At 54.7% G+C, this 20,206-nt stretch carries 22 protein-coding genes; 9 read left to right on the forward strand and 13 right to left on the reverse strand.

What is annotated here, in order from left to right:
- Window positions 1-19 precede the first annotated feature (19 nt).
- The 3 genes from QMZ65_RS08325 to QMZ65_RS08335 all read left to right on the forward strand — a co-directional run bounded on the left by QMZ65_RS08325 (window position 20) and on the right by QMZ65_RS08335 (window position 1,699).
- On the forward strand, window positions 20-766 hold the full coding sequence (locus QMZ65_RS08325; RefSeq protein WP_283215787.1) for an SDR family oxidoreductase: 747 nt from the start codon (window positions 20-22) through the stop codon (window positions 764-766).
- Window positions 767-852: 86 nt separating this feature from the next.
- On the forward strand, window positions 853-1,317 hold the full coding sequence (locus tag QMZ65_RS08330) for a GNAT family N-acetyltransferase (RefSeq protein ID WP_097117875.1): 465 nt from the start codon (window positions 853-855) through the stop codon (window positions 1,315-1,317).
- Between the two features lie 10 nt (window positions 1,318-1,327).
- Window positions 1,328-1,699, forward strand: coding sequence for a RidA family protein (locus tag QMZ65_RS08335; RefSeq protein ID WP_160834509.1), 372 nt, complete (start codon window positions 1,328-1,330; stop codon window positions 1,697-1,699).
- Here the strand turns inward: QMZ65_RS08335 and QMZ65_RS08340 are convergent.
- Complete coding sequence (locus QMZ65_RS08340) at window positions 1,686-2,114, reverse strand: nucleotide triphosphate diphosphatase NUDT15 (protein ID WP_283215788.1); 429 nt, start codon at window positions 2,112-2,114, stop codon at window positions 1,686-1,688. The genes QMZ65_RS08335 and QMZ65_RS08340 overlap by 14 nt on opposite strands.
- 74 nt (window positions 2,115-2,188) lie before the next feature.
- Complete coding sequence (locus QMZ65_RS08345) at window positions 2,189-3,337, reverse strand: MFS transporter (RefSeq protein ID WP_283215789.1); 1,149 nt, start codon at window positions 3,335-3,337, stop codon at window positions 2,189-2,191.
- Window positions 3,338-3,435: 98 nt separating this feature from the next.
- On the opposite strand from QMZ65_RS08345, the gene QMZ65_RS08350 reads away from it, so the two are divergent.
- Window positions 3,436-3,930, forward strand: coding sequence for a MarR family winged helix-turn-helix transcriptional regulator (locus QMZ65_RS08350; protein WP_283215790.1), 495 nt, complete (start codon window positions 3,436-3,438; stop codon window positions 3,928-3,930).
- A gap of 93 nt (window positions 3,931-4,023) precedes the next feature.
- A complete protein-coding gene (gene cybB, locus QMZ65_RS08355; protein WP_283215856.1) occupies window positions 4,024-4,563 on the forward strand; it encodes a cytochrome b561 in 540 nt (179 codons plus the stop codon).
- 64 nt (window positions 4,564-4,627) lie between these two features.
- On the opposite strand, the gene QMZ65_RS08360 is transcribed toward cybB, so the two are convergent.
- Both QMZ65_RS08360 and QMZ65_RS08365 read right to left on the reverse strand, forming a co-directional pair.
- Window positions 4,628-5,518: a DUF6216 family protein gene (locus tag QMZ65_RS08360; protein ID WP_283215791.1), complete on the reverse strand. Its 891-nt coding sequence runs from the start codon at window positions 5,516-5,518 to the stop codon at window positions 4,628-4,630.
- 209 nt (window positions 5,519-5,727) lie between these two features.
- Window positions 5,728-6,570 carry a helix-turn-helix domain-containing protein gene (locus tag QMZ65_RS08365; protein ID WP_283215792.1) on the reverse strand — a complete coding sequence of 281 codons (843 nt, stop codon included), beginning with the start codon at window positions 6,568-6,570 and terminating at the stop codon, window positions 5,728-5,730.
- A 109-nt stretch (window positions 6,571-6,679) separates the two neighbouring features.
- Here QMZ65_RS08365 and QMZ65_RS08370 point away from each other — a divergent pair, with 109 nt between their 5' ends.
- The gene (locus QMZ65_RS08370) at window positions 6,680-7,678 is read left to right on the forward strand and encodes a methyltransferase domain-containing protein (protein WP_283215793.1); all 999 of its coding nucleotides are present in this window, start codon (window positions 6,680-6,682) and stop codon (window positions 7,676-7,678) included.
- On the opposite strand, the gene QMZ65_RS08375 is transcribed toward QMZ65_RS08370, so the two are convergent.
- The 8 genes from QMZ65_RS08375 to QMZ65_RS08410 all read right to left on the reverse strand — a co-directional run bounded on the left by QMZ65_RS08375 (window position 7,662) and on the right by QMZ65_RS08410 (window position 15,412).
- Window positions 7,662-8,015, reverse strand: coding sequence for an MmcQ/YjbR family DNA-binding protein (locus QMZ65_RS08375; RefSeq protein WP_283215794.1), 354 nt, complete (start codon window positions 8,013-8,015; stop codon window positions 7,662-7,664). The two genes, QMZ65_RS08370 and QMZ65_RS08375, sit on opposite strands and share 17 nt — an antisense overlap.
- Window positions 8,016-8,129: 114 nt before the next feature.
- Window positions 8,130-10,067, reverse strand: coding sequence for a methyl-accepting chemotaxis protein (locus QMZ65_RS08380; RefSeq protein ID WP_160834502.1), 1,938 nt, complete (start codon window positions 10,065-10,067; stop codon window positions 8,130-8,132).
- Between the two features lie 227 nt (window positions 10,068-10,294).
- Window positions 10,295-10,762 carry a GlcG/HbpS family heme-binding protein gene (locus tag QMZ65_RS08385; protein WP_283215795.1) on the reverse strand — a complete coding sequence of 156 codons (468 nt, stop codon included), beginning with the start codon at window positions 10,760-10,762 and terminating at the stop codon, window positions 10,295-10,297.
- Window positions 10,763-10,827: 65 nt separating this feature from the next.
- Window positions 10,828-12,222 (reverse strand): cytochrome c, encoded by a 1,395-nt coding sequence (locus QMZ65_RS08390; protein ID WP_283215796.1) that lies wholly within the window; start codon window positions 12,220-12,222, stop codon window positions 10,828-10,830.
- A gap of 2 nt (window positions 12,223-12,224) precedes the next feature.
- Window positions 12,225-13,817 (reverse strand): GMC family oxidoreductase, encoded by a 1,593-nt coding sequence (locus QMZ65_RS08395; RefSeq protein WP_283215797.1) that lies wholly within the window; start codon window positions 13,815-13,817, stop codon window positions 12,225-12,227.
- 21 nt (window positions 13,818-13,838) lie between these two features.
- A complete protein-coding gene (locus tag QMZ65_RS08400; RefSeq protein WP_283215798.1) occupies window positions 13,839-14,495 on the reverse strand; it encodes a sugar dehydrogenase complex small subunit in 657 nt (218 codons plus the stop codon).
- 2 nt (window positions 14,496-14,497) lie between these two features.
- Window positions 14,498-14,974 (reverse strand): GlcG/HbpS family heme-binding protein, encoded by a 477-nt coding sequence (locus tag QMZ65_RS08405; protein ID WP_283215799.1) that lies wholly within the window; start codon window positions 14,972-14,974, stop codon window positions 14,498-14,500.
- 39 nt (window positions 14,975-15,013) lie between these two features.
- Window positions 15,014-15,412, reverse strand: coding sequence for a DoxX family protein (locus QMZ65_RS08410; protein WP_058961083.1), 399 nt, complete (start codon window positions 15,410-15,412; stop codon window positions 15,014-15,016).
- A 479-nt stretch (window positions 15,413-15,891) separates the two neighbouring features.
- On the opposite strand from QMZ65_RS08410, the gene QMZ65_RS08415 reads away from it, so the two are divergent.
- The 3 genes from QMZ65_RS08415 (at window position 15,892) to QMZ65_RS08425 (ending at window position 19,115) form a co-directional block, all read left to right on the forward strand.
- Window positions 15,892-16,869 (forward strand): hydroxyacid dehydrogenase, encoded by a 978-nt coding sequence (locus tag QMZ65_RS08415; RefSeq protein WP_097117860.1) that lies wholly within the window; start codon window positions 15,892-15,894, stop codon window positions 16,867-16,869.
- A 3-nt stretch (window positions 16,870-16,872) separates the two neighbouring features.
- The gene (locus QMZ65_RS08420) at window positions 16,873-17,565 is read left to right on the forward strand and encodes an RraA family protein (protein WP_097117859.1); all 693 of its coding nucleotides are present in this window, start codon (window positions 16,873-16,875) and stop codon (window positions 17,563-17,565) included.
- A gap of 89 nt (window positions 17,566-17,654) precedes the next feature.
- Window positions 17,655-19,115 (forward strand): MFS transporter, encoded by a 1,461-nt coding sequence (locus QMZ65_RS08425; protein ID WP_283215800.1) that lies wholly within the window; start codon window positions 17,655-17,657, stop codon window positions 19,113-19,115.
- 81 nt (window positions 19,116-19,196) lie between these two features.
- Here the strand turns inward: QMZ65_RS08425 and QMZ65_RS08430 are convergent, their stop codons facing one another.
- Complete coding sequence (locus QMZ65_RS08430; protein ID WP_283215801.1) at window positions 19,197-19,823, reverse strand: outer membrane protein assembly factor BamB family protein; 627 nt, start codon at window positions 19,821-19,823, stop codon at window positions 19,197-19,199.
- Window positions 19,824-20,206: the final 383 nt, after the last annotated feature.

A 20,206-nucleotide genomic window follows, 5' to 3' on the forward strand; every position in this document is an offset into this window, starting at 1 on the left:
TGCAATGCAGGAGTGAAAGATGAAAACGATCCTTATCACCGGCTGTTCTTCCGGCTTTGGTCACGCCACCGCGCTCTATTTTCTGGAACGCGGCTGGAAGGTGATTGCCACTATGCGTCATCCTCGCCCGGAATTGTTCCCGGCTTCGGAAAATTTGCGCCTGTTGCCGTTGGACGTCAGCAACGCCGAAAGCATCAGTCAGGCAATCGCTGACGCAGGCGAGATCGACGTGCTGGTGAACAACGCCGGAATAGGCGTGCTGACCTCCCTGGAAGGCATGCCGATGTCCACGGTACGCGAAGTGTTTGAGACTAACACGCTGGGCACCATCGCCATGACGCAGGCGGTGCTGCCTCAGTTCCGCGCCAAACGCGGCGGTATCGTGATCAATGTGACCTCAACCGTGACGCTGAAATCCCTGCCGCTGCTGGCGGTGTATACCGGCAGCAAAGCCGCAGTCAATGCGTTCACTGAATCACTGGCGCTGGAGTTGCAGCCGTTTAATGTTAATGTGCGGCTGGTGTTGCCGGGCCTGGCGCCCACCACCGATTTCGGCAAGAACGCCATGCCGCGCATGGAGCAAACCTTCCTCGACGCCTACCAACCGATGCTGGATGGGATTATGGCGGGCATGCACCAACCGCAGCCCACCACCAAAGCCGAAGATGTCGCCGCCGCGATATGGCAAGCGGCAACCGATCCCAACGCACCGATGCGCATTCCTGCCGGGGAAGATGCGGTGGCTTTGGCCAACCAGACAACCTAATCATAAGAACCAGGCAAATAGCCTGGTTCCTTTCGAGGTTAACGGTTATGTTGTTTGACTCCTCTGTTAGCCTTGAAGAATGATGGATGCAGATACACTGTCTGGCCCAGATGTCACATTTCCATGATGAAATTGCTGACATGCTACACCGCGAATGGTCCGAGCTACCTAACTGGCATGACCGCGATGTGATCCGCCAGCGGCTGCAATCACGCAATGCCGCTGATGCCCAAACGATGACGCTGTTTGCCACCACGCACGAGGGCGAATTGATGGCCACCGCCAGCATCATCCATTACGAATTGAGTGACATCCCCGAGCGTGAATTTTGGCTGGGTGAAGTGATCACCGCTCGCGAACATCGCGGCAAAGGGTTGGCCAGTGCATTAGTGACCCGCCTGATTGCCGAAGCGCGAGCAAAATCGATCCCTGCACTTTGGCTGTATACACCTGACCAACAGGCCTTGTATCGCCGCTTTGGCTGGCAGGACGTGGAACAGCGAAATATCGCCGATGAGGACGTCACGGTGATGGTGTTAAAACTGGATTAAGGAGCAATCGATGTTAATACGCAAAAATTACCCGGAACTGGGCGAAGTGAAAGCGCCATATGTGCACGCGGTGAAGCATGGCGACACCTTATATGTTTCAGGTTTAACAGCCTTTGCCACACCCGCGCAGCAAGGCGATATTGCCTCACAGGCTGAGGCTATCTTTCAGCAGCTGCACCTGATTGCGGCTTCCGAAAATACCTCGCTGAGCCATCTGATTAAAGTGACCATTTTCATCACCTCCTTTGCCCAGATTAATGATCTGCGGGCCGTACTCTTTAAACATTATGGCGAGCATCTACCCGCCAGTTCGCTGGTGCAAATTAGCCAGCTGTTCTCACCGGATCTGAAGGTTGAGATTGAGGCGATTATCGCGCTGTAACCTGTGCGAGATGATGCAACGCGGCTAAGCCATCGCGAACAATCCATGTGCGCAGCGGCGCGAACAGCGGCTGCGGCAAGGCTTCAGGTGCAAACCACTGCCAGCCTTCGCACTTTTCCGGCTCCATCAACTGCGGTTCCCCCTGCGGGTGATGTGCCACCAGCAGCAAGGTGATGTAGTGCTTGTTGGCCTCAGGGAACACATCACTGGTGAATGCGCCGTTTTGCAATTCGGTCAGGGTTAATCCGGTTTCTTCGAGCACTTCGCGGCGTGCGCACTCATCCGGAGATTCACCAAATTCCAGATGTCCGCCGGGTGCTGACCAATCCCCTGCACCGTGGCTGCCCTTGCGGCGGCCCAGTAACAGTTTTCCTTCACGGAAAATCAATACCCCTACACCCACTTGTGGTGACATAAAAGCTCCTGATTGTGTTAATCGCTCGCAATGGTATGCGCTGCCTTGTACCTTCTGCAAGCAGACAAGCCCGGTTATCGCTGGGGTTTAAAACGCAATGCCATCGCCATCAAAACCACCATCCCGACGCTCATAATGGCCCATGCGCTATCCAGTGAGTCGGCACGATCGCGGACAATACCGGCCATCAAGGGCATCAGCGCGGCCAGCAAATAGCCGCCGCCTTGCACAAAGGATAACAATCCCGCCGCCTCTTCCGGAGAATGCGCATGGTCCAGCGTCACGATCAGTGATAGCGGAAACAGCGCACCAATCCCCAATCCGAGCAGCACAGTGGGCAACCAGGCCAGCGCACCGCCCAGCCACATCAGGCTGATTAATCCCAGCAGCAAGGAGGTCAGCACCAGCAACAGCGGAAAACGGCGGTCACGGAAGCGATGGATTAAGCCCGACACGATAAAGCCCGCCACCACTTCCGTTAGCGTCAGTGCACCGAGCACATAGCCGCTGTGCTGCGGCGTCCAGCCATGCTGCATATAAAACGGCGGCAACCAGGCTAATACCAGCGTGTAAGCCCCTGTACCAATTCCGAAGAACACCATAAGCAACCCACTACGGCGTGTTCGTACGGGTTTAACGCACTGAGTATTCGCAGCAGAAACGCTGTGGCGCAACGTGATTAACCATAGCAGTACCGCAACAATCGCGGGCACAACGGGTATGGTAAGTGCCATGCCCAACCCCTGCGCATCCGCCAATGGGGCGGCCGTCGCGGCAGCCAGCGCTGCACCGGCCATAATCCCGGTGGTAAAAAGTGCCATTAGCGTGCCGGCCTGTGCAGCAAAGTGCCGTTTAATCAGCGCAGGCATCAACGCCTGAATTAAGCCTATGCCAATGCCCGCCACCAGCGCACTGGCAATCAGCATCTCAGCTGTTGGGACAGCACCGCGCACAAGGCAAGCTAACGCCAAAAGAATCAAACCGGCGGCGATGCCGCGAACCTCACCAACGCAACGCAGCAACCACGGCCCCGCCAGGGCAGACAGCCCCATCATCACCACCGGCAAGGTGGTGAGTAAACTGAGTTGCGTGGCGTTGAGGTGAGATTCGCGTTGCAGTAGCGGAAACAACGGTCCGATGGCGGCCATGATCGGTCGTAAATTCAGTGCGATGATGAAAACCAGTAAAGCAAACATGCCTAAAGCAGGTAAGGTACGAGTCACTTTGCATCTCCATGTGCGTCGAAAGTATCTTAACGTTAAGATACTTTGCGGCATTTCGATAGAGGGATGCGCACTAAGCAACACATTCGAGGGGAAATATGACCGACCACGTTGATTTTGTTATCGAGCAGTGGGCCAACGCCATGCCTGAGTTGGATGCCTCGTCAATGGCGATATTTGGCCGCATGTTGCGCATCATGAAGCACCTCGCCACCCGGCGCGCGGAGGCACTGGCTCCTTTCCATTTTCGCGATGGGGAGTTTGATGTGCTCGCTACGTTGCGTCGTGCGGGCCCTCCCTATTGCCTTTCACCCACGCAGTTGTACAAATCGCTGCTGATTACTTCTGGCGCCATGACCAATCGGCTCAATCGTCTTGGGGAGGTGGGATCCATTGAGCGCGTGGCCGACCCTGAGGATAAGCGCAGTATGCTGGTCGCCTTAACCGATGCCGGACGTGAAAAGATTGAGCAAGCCCTGCTGGTGCATACAGAGACTCAACGTGATCTGCTCGCGATGTTGAGTGTTGATCAGCAACAGCAGCTGCAGTCTTTACTCAGCCAACTGATGCAGGCATCCGAAGCCCAGCGGTAAGCATTTCGTCGGAGGATGTGTCAAAATATGAATTAATTCAGTACGCTTTCCGCTATGTTAGCGCTTCTGCTACGCCCTTTGATGGAATTAATGATGAGCACCAAATACGCCCCTTCGCAGATTTTTCTCCACTGGCTGACCTTCTTGCTGGTCGTCACGGCCTATTGCACCATGGAATTTCGCGGATTAGCGACGCGCGGATCCTGGCAGGGCTTTGCCATGATCATTGGTCATTTCAGCGCAGGGAGTTGTGTGCTGGTGCTGATGCTGTCACGCGTCATTCTGCGCTTTCGTCATCGCAGCCCGGCGATAGTCCCTAAACCGCCACACTGGCAAACCGGCCTGGCGCACCTCATGCACCTGGCGATCTACCTGTTCTTTATTGTGTTGCCGATTCTCGGCATTTTGTCGCGCTTCTATATGGGCCGCACCTGGTGGATTTTTGGTATTCCGATGCCGGTGAGCGGCGATCCCGATCCTGATTTTGCTGACAGCATTGCAGAGTGGCATGAAACACTCGCCCCTTACGGCTACTGGCTGATTGGTATTCATGCCGTTGCGGCACTGGCGCATCATTATTTATTCAAAGACAACACCTTACTGCGCATGATGCCGTCTCGTCGTTCACGCTAATCCTGCTTTCTGCGCCCGGTAATCGCACTGGCCGGGCGTCCAATAAACGTTGTTTTTAAAATCGTTAATTTTTTAATGATTCATTAGGATCATTCGTGTTTTTAGTATTATCTCTTCTCAAATGTCGCCATGATCTTTGATTTCTATATCTGCGAATCTTGGCAAAAACCATCCTTCTTACATCATAAGTCACTAATATGACGACTGCATGCCTAAACATAGAATACAAAATAACTCCGATTAAGAATGTCAGACCACCAAAGAACCATCTTTGTTTTTTTATAAGTTTGCTTATGTAAATCTTATCCTTTTCTTTATTAAATGAACTGCAGATAACCTCGACTGTTTTGGATGGTAGTGTGCTTCGAATTGATTTTTGATTTTCACAATCTTTTGGGGTAAAACCCCAATCCCCTTTACCAAAAAAATCATATTCTTCAGCTCCTTGTTCATTGAACCAAAACCACCCAGTATTATTTATGTTGATCAGACCCGCAGGCTTTATTGCTACAATTGCACTTCCAAATGACGAAGTGAAAACTAACAATATAATGGCAAATAAGATTGTCAGATATCGCCAGGAATACTTAGTAATTTTCAAATTATCCATATTTAGGTTATTTTTAAGCTTGCCAATGATTTTAAAATCAAGCTCATATTTCTTTATCCATTTTTCAAATGATTTCTTTTGAGAAATGGATATCGCTCGAGTATTAAAAAGGAAATTAAACTGCTCAATGCTATTTATTTCATGTATGAGGTCTTTTTTGTTCTGAAGTGCAGCGCCAAACAAAAATTTATGAAACCTATAGGCTAATGAAAAACCTGAGCCCGCCTTCCTTTTGAAAGAATAAAGCATAAAAATCAATATGATAGAGAAAAACAATATAAATAATGGTTTATTTTCAAGCAAGTCAGATAGATAACTAAATATTGAATCAAAAGAGAATTTCATTTTTTAGCCTTAATATTATAACTAACAATTACAATCATAAGTCAATTAACGTTCATGAGAAATTTGAAAACAATATGATGCATCACGCTCATTGTTTCTTTCTATTACGTTGTAATCATACCAACCCATAAATTCAATACCATATTTCAGTCCTTTCAAAACCAGCCGAGCATGGTTTATCAATAGACATTGTCGTTTTATAGCTTGCATTACCATTCTCTTCTGCGCCCGGTAATCGCACTGGCCGGGCGTCCAAAATAGCGTTGAAACGCGACGCTGAAATTGCGCGGATGTTGATATCCCACTTGCCATGCCGCCTGAGCCACCTGAAATCCCTGTTCCAGCAAGCGATGCGCGTGCTCCATGCGCATCTGTAACAGCATCGCGCCCGGCGTGCAGCTAAAATGCTGCTGAAACCCTGTTTTCAACTGGTGGTCACTCAATCCTGCCGCCAACGCCAGCGCGCTCAGTGAAAAACCCTCAGCCAGATGATTGCGCATCCAGTCGCGTGCCTGTTCCAGCCGTTCAACCATTTGAGGATGTAGCTTGTGCTGAGTAGTAGTGGGTTGAAGCTGATGACGATGCAACGCCAACAGGCTGAGCGCCTGAATTTCCAGTAACAACGGATCCTCATGCACCTGGCTGAGTTGCGCCGCGGTGGCGTGGCCGAAACGGCTAAAAAGGTGGCGCTTAAGCTGAGGCTGCAACAATCCTTCTGCAGCCTGTTCGCCAAAATAGTGGCGCACATTCGCCGCACTGAGAATCAGGCGCACCTGTTGCACCCGCTCACCCGCGCGATACAAACGCTCGCCCTGGCTGGCCTTAAAACTGGTCACGGTGAGATGCCCGGCGCTGAAAGCGATCTCACGTCCGTTGCTTTCCCGAAAGCGCGATTCTCCCTGCACACCAAAAGTCAGCACCAGCTGTGGCTGCTCGTTAGACGGTTTTGAAGACTCGCAGTGTGCCTGAACGGGCCAGTAGTCCGATTGCACCATGCGCATCTCTCGCGACAGTTGATGCTGGCGCACACGCATTTCACCAGGCTTTTGCATCCTTTCTCCTTTCGCAGAGTTAAATCACCGTCTCGCAGACAAATGAGAATAAATTGCATTTACGCCAAAGGCTAGTCTGATGTTCACGTTACCTGTTCAGGAGATTGCTATGCGTTCACCGCTTCCTACCCTCGATCATCTGCTGGCTCAGCACGCCCTCAACGGCGCGGTGGCATTGGCATTTGAACACCGCTTGTTTGATTTTCTGGCGTTACCTGCCACCGCTGCGCAAGTCGCTCAACATTATGACTGGCAGCCGCATCAGACCTATCATCTGTTACGCCTGTTATGGAGCACCGAACTGCTCACGCATGAAGCTGGCTGCTTTGTGCTGGCACCCGATGTGCACACTTATCTGTGTCACGACAGTCGCCGCTATATCGGTGACGCCTGGCGCTATCGTCATCAGGTGTTACAGCAGTTCGCTCAGCGGATGCCACAACTGCTGACGCAGGCGGAACCCGGCTGGCAGGATCCTTTGCAAATCGATACCGCGTGGGCGGATGCCGCCTTGCATCAAATCGCCCAGGAACAGCGTGCGCTGAGCGCGGACACCGCCTGCGCAATCGCTAATACCCTGGCAGATTTTCAGCGTCCGGCGCTACTGCTGGATATGGGTGGCGGTCCGGGGTTGATCAGCATTGCGTTAGCGCAACGCTTTCCGCAGCTTTCGGTGATCGTGCTTGACCTGCCTCAAACCTCCACCGTTGCACAGCGTAATATCGAAAAAGCCGGCCTGAGCGATCGCGGTTGCGCGCTGGCGAAATTGCCTGAAGGGCGTCAGGTGGACATTATCTGGAGTTCATCGTTTCTTTATTTTATGGCGGACAGACAGGCGATGCTGCGCGAGTGGTTCACACGCTTAAAGCCAGGCGGATTGCTGCTCAGCGCCCATGCAGAAGTCCCTGAGCAGCCAGAGGAAGCACGGCAGGTACTGCCATTTTTTACCCCGTTAATGATGCGAGGTTACAACGTCACGAATGAGGGTGTGCTGTGCGAGGAATTGCGGCAGGCAGGATTTGATATTGAGCGCGTCCAGCGGATGCAACCGTTCCCGATGTCACCGCTCAATGTCATCCTGGCGCGAAAGCCTAAAACGTTAAGCTAAAGCTCTCATCCAGCAGTGCAATGATCTCGCTATCCGGCAAGCCATTTTCCAGCGTCAGGCTGATCCAGTGCTCTTTGTTCATGTGATAAGCCGGATAGACGCCGTGCTGCTGGCGCAGGGAGCCGGTGAGTTCGGGACGAGTTTTGATATTCATCACCTGTACCACCGGTCCTGCGTCCAATCCGAGTTTGTGGCTCTCCAGCGGGAACACTAACGCAAACCATTTACGGTGGCGCGGATGCCGCAGCACCGCGTATTCACTGTGTTTCATCCACGGATAGTCGGGTTCAACTTGGTAGGTTTGGCTGATGTGTTCGAACAGTTGCTGGCGATTCATGAGGGTTCCCGATGTGTGGAAATCATTATCGGCCTTGAGCAAATAGCACAAGGCCGCGCCCTACGTTATAAGGCGCGGCCCGTTGTGACAAGGTCTTCAACGCAGACGGCTGGCTCAACTCAACTGAAAACGTCCCACCGTTTGTGCCAGTTGTGCCGCCTGATCTTCCAGCGAACTTGCGGCCGCAGACATCTGTTGCACCAGCGCGGCGTTCTGCTGGGTGGTGCCGTCCATTTCATTCACCGCGATGGTGACCTGGCTGATACCGCGCGCCTGCTCATCGGATGCCACCACGATCTCACCGATGATAGTCCGCACTGAATTCACTGCCTGGGTCATCTCCTGCATCGTCTTACCGGCGTCCTGCACCAGCTGAACACCGCTGCCGACACGCTGGCTCGACTCCTCAATCAGCGCCGCAATCTCTTTCACCGCGTTAGCACTGCGCTGCGCCAGATTACGCACTTCAGAAGCCACCACCGCGAAACCACGCCCCTGCTCACCGGCACGCGCCGCTTCCACCGCCGCATTCAATGCAAGGATGTTAGTCTGGAAAGCGATGCTGTTGATGATGGCAGTGATATCGCCAATCTTCTTCGCACTGTCATCGATCTGCGCCATGGTCTGTACCACTTCACCCACCAGCGATTCGCCACGACTGGCGATCTGCGTGGCGTTTTCCGTCAACGCCGTCGCCTGATGCGCATTAGTGGCGTTGTGTTTCACTGTGGCGGTGATTTGCTCCATGCTGGCGGCGGTTTGTTCCAGTGCCGCCGCCTGTTCTTCCGTGCGCGAGGCCAGATTGAGGTTACCGCTGGCAATTTCGCCTGCGCCCTGACGAACGGAGGAACTGGCGTCCTGAATTTGCCCAACAATCTCACGCAGCTGGTTTTGCATAGTATGCAGCGCATAGAACAGGCTGCTGTTATCGCGCCCTTTCAGTGTGATGACGTTATCCAGCTTGCCGTCCGCCACCGCCAACGCAATGGTCGCGGCTTCCAGCGGCTCGCCACCGATCGGTTTCAATACTTTGCGGCTGAATAACAGCCCCAGCAGGGCGCAGACCACCAGAATGCTAATGATCATCAGTATCACGGCGTTGACCAGTTGACGATGCGCCGCCGCCATCACTTTGCTCACCGGCGCGACCACCCCGAGATACCATTTCTGATCGCTGTTACCGATCACCACCGGCTGCCAGGTGACCAATGCATCTTCACCCAGTAACGCGTCATGCTGTTCCATGACGTCTGAACTGTAGTGATGGGTATCGCCCTTCCACGCTTTGCTGGTTTGGTTTTTATCCGGGTATGACACTACATTCCCCGCACTGGACAGCAGCATGGCGTAGCCCACGCCATCCCAGGGTTTGATTTTATTCACTTTCTCCTGCAGCGAGGCCAGTGAAATATCTGAAGTCACAACACCCCACAATTTCCCCTGGCTGAGAATCGGCGCCGCCACGGACGTCAGCAGTGTGGGAACACCGTTGTAGGCATAGCTGTAGGGTTCAATTAGTGTGTCTTTTTGACTTTTCTGCGGTAGCAGGTAGTAGTCACCCTGGCCCGGTGTAAAGATCGAGGTTAGCGGGTGCATCTTGAAATTGCCCGACTGATCGCGATCGACGAAGAAGGCATAACGCCCCTTCGGTGCAGCACCTGGCTGGGTGGCGAACTCGGCGTCGCGGCCATCGAAGGCGTTTTCTTCAAAGACCACTGAAATCGACAGGTAGTCAGGGTTATCGCGCAGTGCCGACTCCATGACTTTATCGGCGACTTTACGATCCTGAATCCCTGCGGCTGGCAGCGCTATCAGACTGTGGCCGAGGTTATGCGCCACGTCGCGCGCATAGCTCAGCTCCTGCTGGATTTGCAGTGCCTGGGTTTGTGCAATCTGCTGCAGATAGTTTTCGGCCAGTGACTTTTGCTCGTTGCTGGACTGCCAGCTCAACACGCCGATGGTGACGGCAAAGCCGAGGGTGATGGTTAAGGCGCCCGTCAGCAGCATCTGCGTGCGGGTGCTCATTGTTTTCTTTGATGCGTGTTTGGCCATTATGGCGCTCCTGGAGTTGACACTTTTTCGGTTAAAAAATGAACCACTCCCTGTGCACCTACATCCCTCTGTAGAGACTATCGGCGCGCGGCGCAGGAACTTGATGGATGAGCAGGTCGGAGGAGAACTGAATGAGGTGTTGTGTTGCGCGGGCGCCCCTCAGGCCGCCCACCGGTGCATCAAAGTGCACCTTTGCGTCATGAATATTTGAGCAACGACCGGCGTCGTTATTTAAAGCCGTCGCTTGCTGCTTTGGCGATGGCGATTTCATTCGGGTTAGCAGAACCGCTGACGCCCACTGCACCAATGGTGTTGTTCTGCCACACCACCGGTGAGCCGCCGCCGAGCGGAATGACGCCCGGTAAGGTCGCAATCGCCGGTTCTTTACCGTTGGCGCGATCCATATATTTGTCTGTTGGCGTGCGATACAACGCAGCCGCACGGCCTTTCAAAATGGAGGAATCGATGCAGCCAACGGGGGCATTGTCCATACGGTTAAACGCCAGCAGCTGGCCTGACTGATCCAACACGGCAATACAGACGTTGGCGTTCAGCGCGTGCGCTTTTTCCTGCGCGGCCGCGATCAGCTTCTGCGCATCGCCCTGGGAAAGAATGGTTTGCGTCAGGGTGGCATGCGCGGCAGCAGAACCGAACAGCGCGGCGCTCAACAGCGCAAGGGATAAAGCCTTTTTCATTGAAGTTACTCCTTAAAGGGTCATACCGTTTTGAATGCGGGCGACGTCAACGCCGCCCGTAAAAGTTATTTCCGGCGGCGCAGGAAAAGGATCAATGCCATCACGATCACCAGCAGCGCAACGACGCCACCGATGATGCTTAACGCATGCGCGTATCGCACCAGCCAGCTGCCGCTTTCGCCTTTCAGCGTTTGCTCAACATAAGCTGGCGTAATCGCATGCTGCGGGTTGCCGAAGTTGGTAGAGACGTAGTCCGCCACTTTGGCCAGTTCGGCCTGACTAAACTGCGTGCGAAATTCCGGCATAAAGGCATGATCGTTGCCAGTCTGTCGGTCCACGCCTTCCGCAATCGTCATGATCAGGTTGGCGGGATCGTCTGACAGCACCGCTGAAGATCCCACCAGCGAGGGATAGAAACGCTGAGCATCGTGGGTTCCGCGCCCGTCACTGGCGTGGCAGGTGGCACAGGCACCGTTGTACAGTTGCGCCCCGCTCATCGCATCGCCGGAGACATAATCGGCGATCTCATTTTTCATGCCGGTTTCAATGGCTGACAGCGGTGTAGGCTGTGGCGCTACCGACGGGGCTTTACGATCCGCGCCGCCAATCGCAGGCACCTGCTTCAGGTAATGCGCCATTGCCTCCAGATCGCCCTGCTGCATTTTCGAGAACGAGTTCTGCACCGCGGTGCCCATCTCACCCGCGGCAATCGCTTTACCATGCAGCGCGCCGGTGCGCAGATAGGTGACAATTTCCGCTTCGCTCCAGTCACCGATGCCCGCCTGGGCATCTGGCGTGATATTCGGTGCCGTCCAGCTGCCAACCTTGCCGCCCGACAGGAAGCGATCGCCCTGTTCCGCCATCATGCCGTTACGTGGGGTATGGCAGGTGGAGCAGTGCGCCAGCGTGCGCACCAAATACTCGCCACGTTCTGCACTGCCTGCGGCCGCATCGCTGCCCGGCACTGCCGAGCTATCCAGGAACAGTAGATTCCACATCGCCATCACCGGTCGGAAAGAGAACGGGAACGGCAGATCGGTTTCAGGCGCTGGATGGTCGTCGGCTGGCACACCGAGCATCAGATAGGAATAAAGTGCGTGGATATCCTCATCTGAAAGTCCGGCAAATGAGGTATAAGGCATCGCCGGGTAGAGGTAATGATTGCCCGGTGCTTTGCCTTTGCGCATCACCGCAGTGAAATCCGCCAGGCTATAGTTGCCAATCCCCGCGGTTTTCGACGGCGTAATGTTGGAGCCGTAAATCATTCCCATCGGTGACTGAATCGCGTAACCGCCCGAGAAAGGTTTGCCACTGTGCGGATCGCGATGGCAGGCCGAGCAGTCACCGGCGGTGGCCAGATATTCACCCCGCTTGACCAGATCCGGCGAAGCATCCTGTGCCTGCACGGCACCGGCCAGCAACAGGCTTGCCGCAGCCAGATGTCTGATAGGTTTGCGCATGATCAGATCTCCCTCGCGATGGTATCGGCCATACGCAACGCCAGCGCGATCCCCGTCAACGTAGGGTTTACCGTGGCAGAGGTGGGCATCACGCCGGTGGTGGAGAGGAACAGATTGGGATGATCCCAGCTACGACAGTGCGCATCGACCACCGAATCTCGCGGGTTATCGCCCATGATGGTGGTGCCCATGATGTGATACTGATTACGCCAGCCAGTCGGTGCTTCAATCACTTCACCGTTAAAGGCCTGCAGGAAGTTAGCAAAATCCTTGTAAGCCTGAGGGCGCATACCGCGCACGTAATCATCAAGATGGTAATTGACGTTGAGCATCGGCAGGCCAATAGAATCTTTGCGATCGTAATTTGGCGTCACGCGGTTGGTGGGACTGGGCAGCGTTTCACTCATGGTACTGATGTTCATGATGCGTGAAGCGCGGTCGCGAATTGCATCATCCAGCGCTTGCCCCATCATGCCTTGCTTCAGCAGCGGCACAGTGACATCAACATTCGGCACCAGGTTACGCAGTGAATAACGGATTGCCGAGTGCTGTGCGCGAGTGGCTTCATCGCGGCGATTGGCGATAGTACCGTGCTGCACCGAACCGCGCCCGGTCCACAGCGGTTCGTCAGCAAGGAACGTGAGGCTCAAACCGGTGTGATCCATCAGGTTACGACCGACCTGATCGGAACTGTTGGCCACATCATTCATCAGTAGCAACTTCGGCGTTTCCAGCCCGTGAGCGGCGATGATGAAGGTTTTGGCGGTGAGGCGCGTGTCTTTACCATCTGGCTGACGGTAGTGCAACGCGACGATCTTGTTACCTGCGCCTTTCTCCAGCTTCCAGGCCACACATTCGGTGCGTAACTGCACGCCCAGCGCCACGGCTTTATCGACGTGCATATCACCGGAATACATCGCGCCAATCGGACAGATCGGTTCGCAGTTGTTGTTGCCCGCGCAAGCAGGACGGCCATCATAGGGACGTGACACGCGCGCGTGCGGCTCATGGATCACCTGATAACCCATCGGGCCCAGCTTTGATTGCATGCGCTGCACCATATACGGCTTGGCTTCCGGCGGCAGCGGATATTCCGCTGAACGTGGCGGATAGTGACCGCGCCCTTGCCCGCTTTGGTCCTCATTGGCGGTGCCGACGACGCCGACTTCACGCTCGGCTTTGACATACCAGGGCTCCAGCTCGCTGTATTCAAACGGCCAGTCGCGGCCAACGCCGTACACACTTTTCAGCTTGAAGTCGTTAGGTAACAAGCGCCAGCAGGCGGATGCCCAGTGACGCGTGCTGCCGCCGGCTACGCGTAAGTAGCTGGTGACGTATTCGAAATCGTCATCCCCTTTGGCGTCGATATAGCCTTCGGTGTAAGAGTTTGGTGCCCACGGCAGATTCGGATATGGCGTGCACCAGTTACGTTTACTGGCACCGTTTCGGTAGTTTTCCACCACTTTCCAGCGTGGAATATAAGGCCCTGCTTCCAGCATAATCACCGATTTGCCCGCTTTCGCCAGCTGATAAGCGGCGTTGGCGCCCAGCGCACCGGAGCCGACGATCACCACGTCGGCATCAAATTCACTCATGATGTACCTGCTCGATTCTTGTTATAGGGTATTGTGCTGCGCCAGCATCGCCTCGGCTTCCACGAGGGTTTTGGCTTTGCCCTGCACCATCAGTAACCAGGGTGCATCAGGCTCTTTAATCTGCTTTGCGGCGAGAGGCGATTGATCGCCCCATTCGCGGATCAAGGTGGGCATCGGTGGCGCTGTCACGCCCGGAGGCACTTCGGCCCAGTAATCACCGCCCGCTCTGGCATAACTTGGGCGAATGGTGTGATCACGCGTTGGCTCATACATCAGCGCCGACAGGAAGGTCACGAAGTGCGCGTCATCCACCGCTTTGGTCGTAGATGGATGACCGGTATAGCCGAGATACCACGGCGAAATAATCGTTAGCGCGGTCTTCACATCCGCGTCATCGAGTTGCGCGACGATCTGCTCACGATCTTCGCTTTGCAACGCATTGAGACGCGTCATCAGGCGCGCTAGCTGAGCCGGGAACCCTGCATCCTGTTCACACAGCAGCGTCCATAACCGTTCAGAAATGCCGATATCGAGGCCACGGCGTCCGGTTAACAGTTCACTGGCGCGCAACAGCAGCGCTTGTGAGGCATCAGCAGGTGCGGCCAACAGGGGTTGCAACGGGATAGAAACGATGACCGGTGTGGCCATCATCAGTTGTAAAAAACGTCTTCTTTCCATGGCTAACCTGCTTTCAACGCCGACAGCGCGCCCTGCGCCGCTTCCGCATCCACGTTGCCATCTGGCGTGCTGACACCAATGGCGCCCACAACCACACCGTTCACTTTCACTGGCTCACCACCTGGCAGCGGCACCACCACCGGGTTACCCAGCATGCCGACATTACCGGCAGCGATTTTCTGCTGGTAGCTGGACGTCGGCACGCCAAAGGCGGCGGCTGAGTGCGCTTTCTTCGGCGCGAGTTCGCTGTTGGCCAGTGTGGCACCATCCAGACGCTCATAAGCGATCAGCTGACCAAAAGGATCGACCACCGCAATCGCGCCGCCGATGTGATGGCTGCCAATAATCTGCTCAGCTTTCTCCACCAGCTGTTGCGCCTGGTGATGGGTTAATACGGCGACCTGGTTAACGGGTTCGGCGGCCTGGCTCGCGGCACAGAAAAGTCCACCGCACAGCAGCACTGTCGGGAGTTTTTTCATGGGTGTTATCCTGAATAATTAAAGGGTTAGGTGAAAATATTAATGACGTGCTAGACGTTGCTGAATCAGATGATCGAGGCTCCATTTACCGCCGCCGTTCAGACACAGCATCAGGAAACCGGCAGCGCAGGAGATATTTTTTAACCACACCATCAGGTGTGCGTGGCTGTATCCCTGATAGAACAGGAATCCGGCCAGAACCGAGAACACCGCCATAAAAATGGCCGTGAATCGCGTCAGAAAGCCAAAGGCAATGGCCAGACCGCCCCCCACTTCCAGCAGGATCACCAGCGGCAGGAAAAAGGCGGGAACACCGTTGTTCGCCATAGTTTGCAGGTTGTCTGCGTAGTGGGTGATTTTGTCGAGACCCGAAGCGAAGAACAGACCCACCGCCATGACGCGGCCGAGCACAGCGAAGAGATCTTTTGAGTGAGACATGATGTAACCGTTCTATTATGTAGTTGTTAATGAACCAAACGGTACACTCTATAACTTTAGTTACATTTATCATTTCGTGCGGCTAAAAAACGCGCAATGCATGAGTTGTGCAACTTTGCGGTGCACTTTGCTCAAAACAACGACGATAAAATAACTGAGGAGCGTCAGGGTACTGAGGGAGGTTTTTGAAGTGGATCACACTATTCATGCGGTCTTTAGCCTGCTGATATACGGCCGCTGCGCTCCGCTAACTCTACGTTTTTAACGATTTTTTAAGTAAAAATCCTAAAGCGTATAGCAGAACACTATCCCAGCAATATGCGATCTGTTTGTTAACAAAATTCCAACGTTGTGGCGAGTGACGTTTCAACTTCCGTCTGAGGGCATTATTCCTGCCAGGAATGAATTAATAACCTTCGCAGAATATTTTTTATCGGTTGTCGATGCCAGGATGACGTAAACCCTATCGGAGAACCGACATGACTTATCGCTTTCTCGTGACCACTACCAGCCTCGGCCAGGGCGGCCGTGAACTGCTCGCTGAAGCAGGCTGTGTGGTCGATTATCTGGATGACGCCAATGACGTTGCGGAAGTTGAACAGCGTATGAGCAGCGTGGCGTATGACGCGGTGATCTCGCGCACCGTTGAATTGAACGCGAAAGCCATCAACGCTTGTCCAACGCTGAAAATCATCTGCAAACACGGCGTGGGCGTCACCAATATTGATGTGGTTGCCGCGACTGAACGCGGCATTCCGGTGCTGACCACGCCAGCCACCAATGCGCAATCTGTTGCCGAACTGACGCTGGCGCTGATGCTGAACTGCGCGCGCCGTCTGCCCTATTTTCAGCAGGAAGTCGCCGCCGGGCGCTGGACCCGCAGCGGTGATGGCGAAGAACTACATGGCAAAACCCTGGGTCTGGTCGGCTTTGGCGAAATCGGCCGCCGCGTGGCGCGCTTCGCGAGAGTGATTGGGATGCAGGTCGCATTTTTCGATCCCGCTGCTCCGGCTGATGGTGACTTCGAAGGCGCGCAACGCTGTGATTCACTCGACGATTTACTGCCACTGGCAGATGTGCTGAGTCTGCACTGTCCGGTCACGCCCAAAACCCGTTTGATGATCAACGCGCAACGCCTGGCACAGTTGCCTGCTCACGCCACGCTGATCAACACCGCTCGCGGTGAATTGATTGATGAAGACGCGCTGGCTGCCGCGTTACAAAGCGGGCAACTGCGTGCCGCAGCGCTGGACACGGTGACCCTTGAGCCGCTGGCTGCCGATCATCCTTTCCGCACGCTCAGCAACCTGATCGTAACCCCGCATATTGGCGGTTCCACCCCGCAGGCATTGGATGCCGTCGCACAGAGCGCAGCACGTCAGTGTCTCGCTTTTCTTGATAACCAACAGATCAACCCATCCGCCTGCGTCAATCCGCAGGTGTTAAACCGGAGTTAACCTATGACCATCCATAAAGACTGGCCGATTGGCTATTTCATCGGTGAGCGCGGCGCACAGATTGATGCGGGCGTGATTGATGCCTTCCGTGCCTTGCCGGTGCCGAACATTGGCGACTCCATGGGGCGCAGTGTTGGTGCGCTTGGCTTACAGGCTTATCACAACGATGCCAACCTGGTGCTGTGCGGCCCGGCCATCACCGTGAAGGTGCGTCCTGGCGATAATCTGATGATCCACAAAGCCATCGAGATGGCGCAGCCGGGCGATGTGATTGTGGTCGATGGCTCGGGCGATCTGACTCAGGCGCTGATCGGTGGCTTGATGCGCACCTCTGCCGTCACCAAAAAGATTGCCGGTTTTGTGATTGATGGCGCCGTGCGCGACCTGAATGAATGGGCAGAAGGCGGTATTGCCTGCTGGGCACGGGGTAACACCCTGCGCGGCCCTTCTAAAGAAGGCCCTGGTGAAGTGAACACCACGGTGCACTGTGCAGGACTGGTGGTTTCACCGGGCGATTTGATCGTGGCAGATGCCGACGGCGTGATTGCAATCCCGCAGGATGAGCTGAGTGTGCTGCTGCCTCGCGTACAGCAACATGCCCAGCGTGAGGAGAAGATCCGCGCCAGCAACGTGGCAGGCAACAACGACCCTGAGCGCTTCAACGCGATTCTGCGTGCGAAAGGCTGCCCGGTTTAACGTTAACACCCTGAATCACCTGTGTTATCGGGTATGGCCATCCGGCCAGCCCTTAACAAACCATTATAAAAACAACGGAGTACCCTACCGTGCTGAAAAAAATTTCGCTGAGCGAGTCGATCCCCCCGCCGATGACCTGGCGTGACAACTTCACACCACAAGAAGGCAAAGCATTTGGTGCGCAACTCTCTGCGCGTCTGGAACGCTTACCTGCCGCCCGCCCGCTGTGGCTGATTATTTTTGCACTGGCGTTGGGGGGGTGGTTTGAAGTGTATGACGTGTTCCTGACCGCCTATATCGGTCCCGGTATGGTGCGTGAGGGGATTTTTTCCCACGGCAGCCATAACTTTTTTGATCCCCATAGCCTGGGGGCGTTTGTCGCGGCGATGTTCCTCGGGGTTTTCCTCGGCACCTTGTTGATTGCCAATCTGGCCGACCGCATCGGGCGCAAAAAGGTGTTTATTATCGCATTACTGGTTTACGCGATCGCCAGTGGCATCATGGCGTTTCAGCACCATCCGTTTTCCATTGTGTTCTGGCGCATTGTGTCGGGGATTGGCGTTGGCGCCGAGCTGGTCACCATTGATGCCTATGTCTCCGAATTCATTCCGGCGCGTCTGCGCGGCAGATCTTATGCCTTCGTGCAGGCCATCCAGTACACCTCGATTCCGACCATCGCTTTCCTCTCATGGCAGCTGGTCCCCCAGGAAATTCTCGGCCTGAGCGGCTGGCGTTGGGTGGTGTTGTTTGGCTGTATCGGCGCGGTGCTGGTGTGGATCCTGCGCATGGGCTTACCCGAAAGCCCGCGCTGGCTGGTTGAGCAAGGCCGTTACAAAGAAGCGGAAGACGTGGTACGCAGACTGGAAGCGCGCGTGGCTAAATCCACCGGCGCGGCGCTGCCTGCCATTGATAACCCTTTGTTGCAGCCCATTGAATCTAAACCGGCAGTGAAAAATGAGATGTGGCGTCCGCCTTACCGCCGTCGCACCCTCATGCTGCTGGTATTCAACTTCTTTCAGTCGATTGGCTATTACGGTTTTGCCAGTTGGATCCCGACACTGCTGGCAGCAAAAGGTGTGACGTTCACCCACAGCTTGCTCTATTCCTTCCTGATTGCTTTTGCCAGCCCATTGGGGCCGCTGGTGGCAATGACCTTTGCCGATCGCATTGAGCGTAAGTGGCTGGTGAGTGGATCCGCGCTGGCCATTGCCCTCGTCGGCACGGTATTTTCCTGGCAGTCGCAACCGGTGATGCTGGTGACGTTGGGACTGCTATTGTCGCTGGCTAGCACCTGTATGACCTTCTCCTACCGAGCCTATCAGGCCGAACTGTTCCCGACGCGTTTCCGCGCTAAAGCGATTGGATTGGTCTATTCGGTGAGTCGTATCAGCGGCATGTTGTCAGGTTTTACCATTGCCTGGGTGCTGAGTGAGATGGGGGTCAGTTCAGTGTTTGCCGTGATTTCCGGCGCGATGGCGATTGTGGTGTTTACCATTGGTGTATTTGGTCCACGCACGCTGAATCGCCGCCTGGAAGAGGTGAACCCCTGAGGGCGTGATGACCAAAGGGATGTGATGACAATGTGTTTATGACGGGATTAGGCCGCAGCCTAATCCCGTTTTCAATGGTGGTTATTTCTGTTCAGGCAGCGCGTATGCCAGCACATAATCGCCCACCGGCGTCTCCATAAAGTGATGCCCTGCCGCGACAATCACCAGATACTCACGTCCATTTTGCGTGTAGATCATGGGGTTGGCCTGGCCTCCTGCAGGCAGTTCCGTGCTCCACACTTCCTTACCGGTTTTCATTTCGATGGCGCGGATTAAATCATCGGTGACTGCCGCGACAAAGATCAGGCCGCTGGATGTCACCACAGAGCCGCCATTATTCGGCGTACCAATGTTAATTGGCAATCCGGTTGGCAGACCAAACGGGCCATTGCGACGTGCGGTGCCCAGTGGACGATCCCAGATAGTGCGGCCATCACGCAGGTCAATGGCGCGGATGCCACCATATGGCGGCTCTTTACACAGCATGCCGGTGTACGGCAAGCGCCAACCCGCATTCACGTTCACCGCGTAAGGCACGCCGATTTGTGGATCGCCTGCCCCTTCCGCATGACCGGTATCGTGTGGGTTATACGGGATTTCATCGCGGGGTTTCCAGCCCATCGCATCGGCTTTCGCACGCGGCACCAGAATGTTGTAGTTCGGCATATCGTTGTAAATAGCGAATAAGGCTGGTTGAGGCAGGGGCAAACACCCATATCCTATCCCGAACAATTTTTGTCTGCGTATTTCCGCGACAAAATCCTGCTGTTTTTGATCTGGCGCAAGATCGCTATCTCACCATCCTGTCAGCTTATTCCTTACAGGGCGCATGACGCCAAATAACAAGAGGAATGCATCATGACAGGTAAATTAGGCTTAACAGGATTGCTATTGGTATGGCTGGTGTATGTGGCGTGGATGGTGAGTTACTACTCTGGAACATTTTCACTTTTCACCCATTGATTCGCTCTCCATCACTGCTACAACCGAAGTCACTTCATTCTCACTGATGGCGGCGCTCAGGCCGCCATCTGGCACTTAACTCCTTTTCCACTGCCGCAAAAATTTCAGCCTGAAATCGCCACACATAT

The sequence above is a fragment of the Pantoea sp. EABMAA-21 genome, assembly GCF_030053335.1.
Classification (GTDB): Bacteria; Pseudomonadota; Gammaproteobacteria; order Enterobacterales; family Enterobacteriaceae; genus Pantoea; species Pantoea communis.

Coding starts and splice junctions, on each gene's coding strand:
- QMZ65_RS08325 (WP_283215787.1), top strand. CDS start 20: ATGAAAACGATCCTTATCACCGGCTGTTCTTCCGGCTTTGGTCACGCC.
- QMZ65_RS08330 (WP_097117875.1), top strand. CDS start 853: ATGCAGATACACTGTCTGGCCCAGATGTCACATTTCCATGATGAAATT.
- QMZ65_RS08335 (WP_160834509.1), top strand. CDS start 1,328: ATGTTAATACGCAAAAATTACCCGGAACTGGGCGAAGTGAAAGCGCCA.
- QMZ65_RS08340 (WP_283215788.1), bottom strand. CDS start 2,114: ATGTCACCACAAGTGGGTGTAGGGGTATTGATTTTCCGTGAAGGAAAA.
- QMZ65_RS08350 (WP_283215790.1), top strand. CDS start 3,436: ATGACCGACCACGTTGATTTTGTTATCGAGCAGTGGGCCAACGCCATG.
- cybB (WP_283215856.1), top strand. CDS start 4,024: ATGAGCACCAAATACGCCCCTTCGCAGATTTTTCTCCACTGGCTGACC.
- QMZ65_RS08360 (WP_283215791.1), bottom strand. CDS start 5,518: ATGAAATTCTCTTTTGATTCAATATTTAGTTATCTATCTGACTTGCTT.
- QMZ65_RS08365 (WP_283215792.1), bottom strand. CDS start 6,570: ATGCAAAAGCCTGGTGAAATGCGTGTGCGCCAGCATCAACTGTCGCGA.
- QMZ65_RS08370 (WP_283215793.1), top strand. CDS start 6,680: ATGCGTTCACCGCTTCCTACCCTCGATCATCTGCTGGCTCAGCACGCC.
- QMZ65_RS08375 (WP_283215794.1), bottom strand. CDS start 8,015: ATGAATCGCCAGCAACTGTTCGAACACATCAGCCAAACCTACCAAGTT.
- QMZ65_RS08380 (WP_160834502.1), bottom strand. CDS start 10,067: ATGGCCAAACACGCATCAAAGAAAACAATGAGCACCCGCACGCAGATG.
- QMZ65_RS08385 (WP_283215795.1), bottom strand. CDS start 10,762: ATGAAAAAGGCTTTATCCCTTGCGCTGTTGAGCGCCGCGCTGTTCGGT.
- QMZ65_RS08390 (WP_283215796.1), bottom strand. CDS start 12,222: ATGCGCAAACCTATCAGACATCTGGCTGCGGCAAGCCTGTTGCTGGCC.
- QMZ65_RS08395 (WP_283215797.1), bottom strand. CDS start 13,817: ATGAGTGAATTTGATGCCGACGTGGTGATCGTCGGCTCCGGTGCGCTG.
- QMZ65_RS08400 (WP_283215798.1), bottom strand. CDS start 14,495: ATGGAAAGAAGACGTTTTTTACAACTGATGATGGCCACACCGGTCATC.
- QMZ65_RS08405 (WP_283215799.1), bottom strand. CDS start 14,974: ATGAAAAAACTCCCGACAGTGCTGCTGTGCGGTGGACTTTTCTGTGCC.
- QMZ65_RS08410 (WP_058961083.1), bottom strand. CDS start 15,412: ATGTCTCACTCAAAAGATCTCTTCGCTGTGCTCGGCCGCGTCATGGCG.
- QMZ65_RS08415 (WP_097117860.1), top strand. CDS start 15,892: ATGACTTATCGCTTTCTCGTGACCACTACCAGCCTCGGCCAGGGCGGC.
- QMZ65_RS08420 (WP_097117859.1), top strand. CDS start 16,873: ATGACCATCCATAAAGACTGGCCGATTGGCTATTTCATCGGTGAGCGC.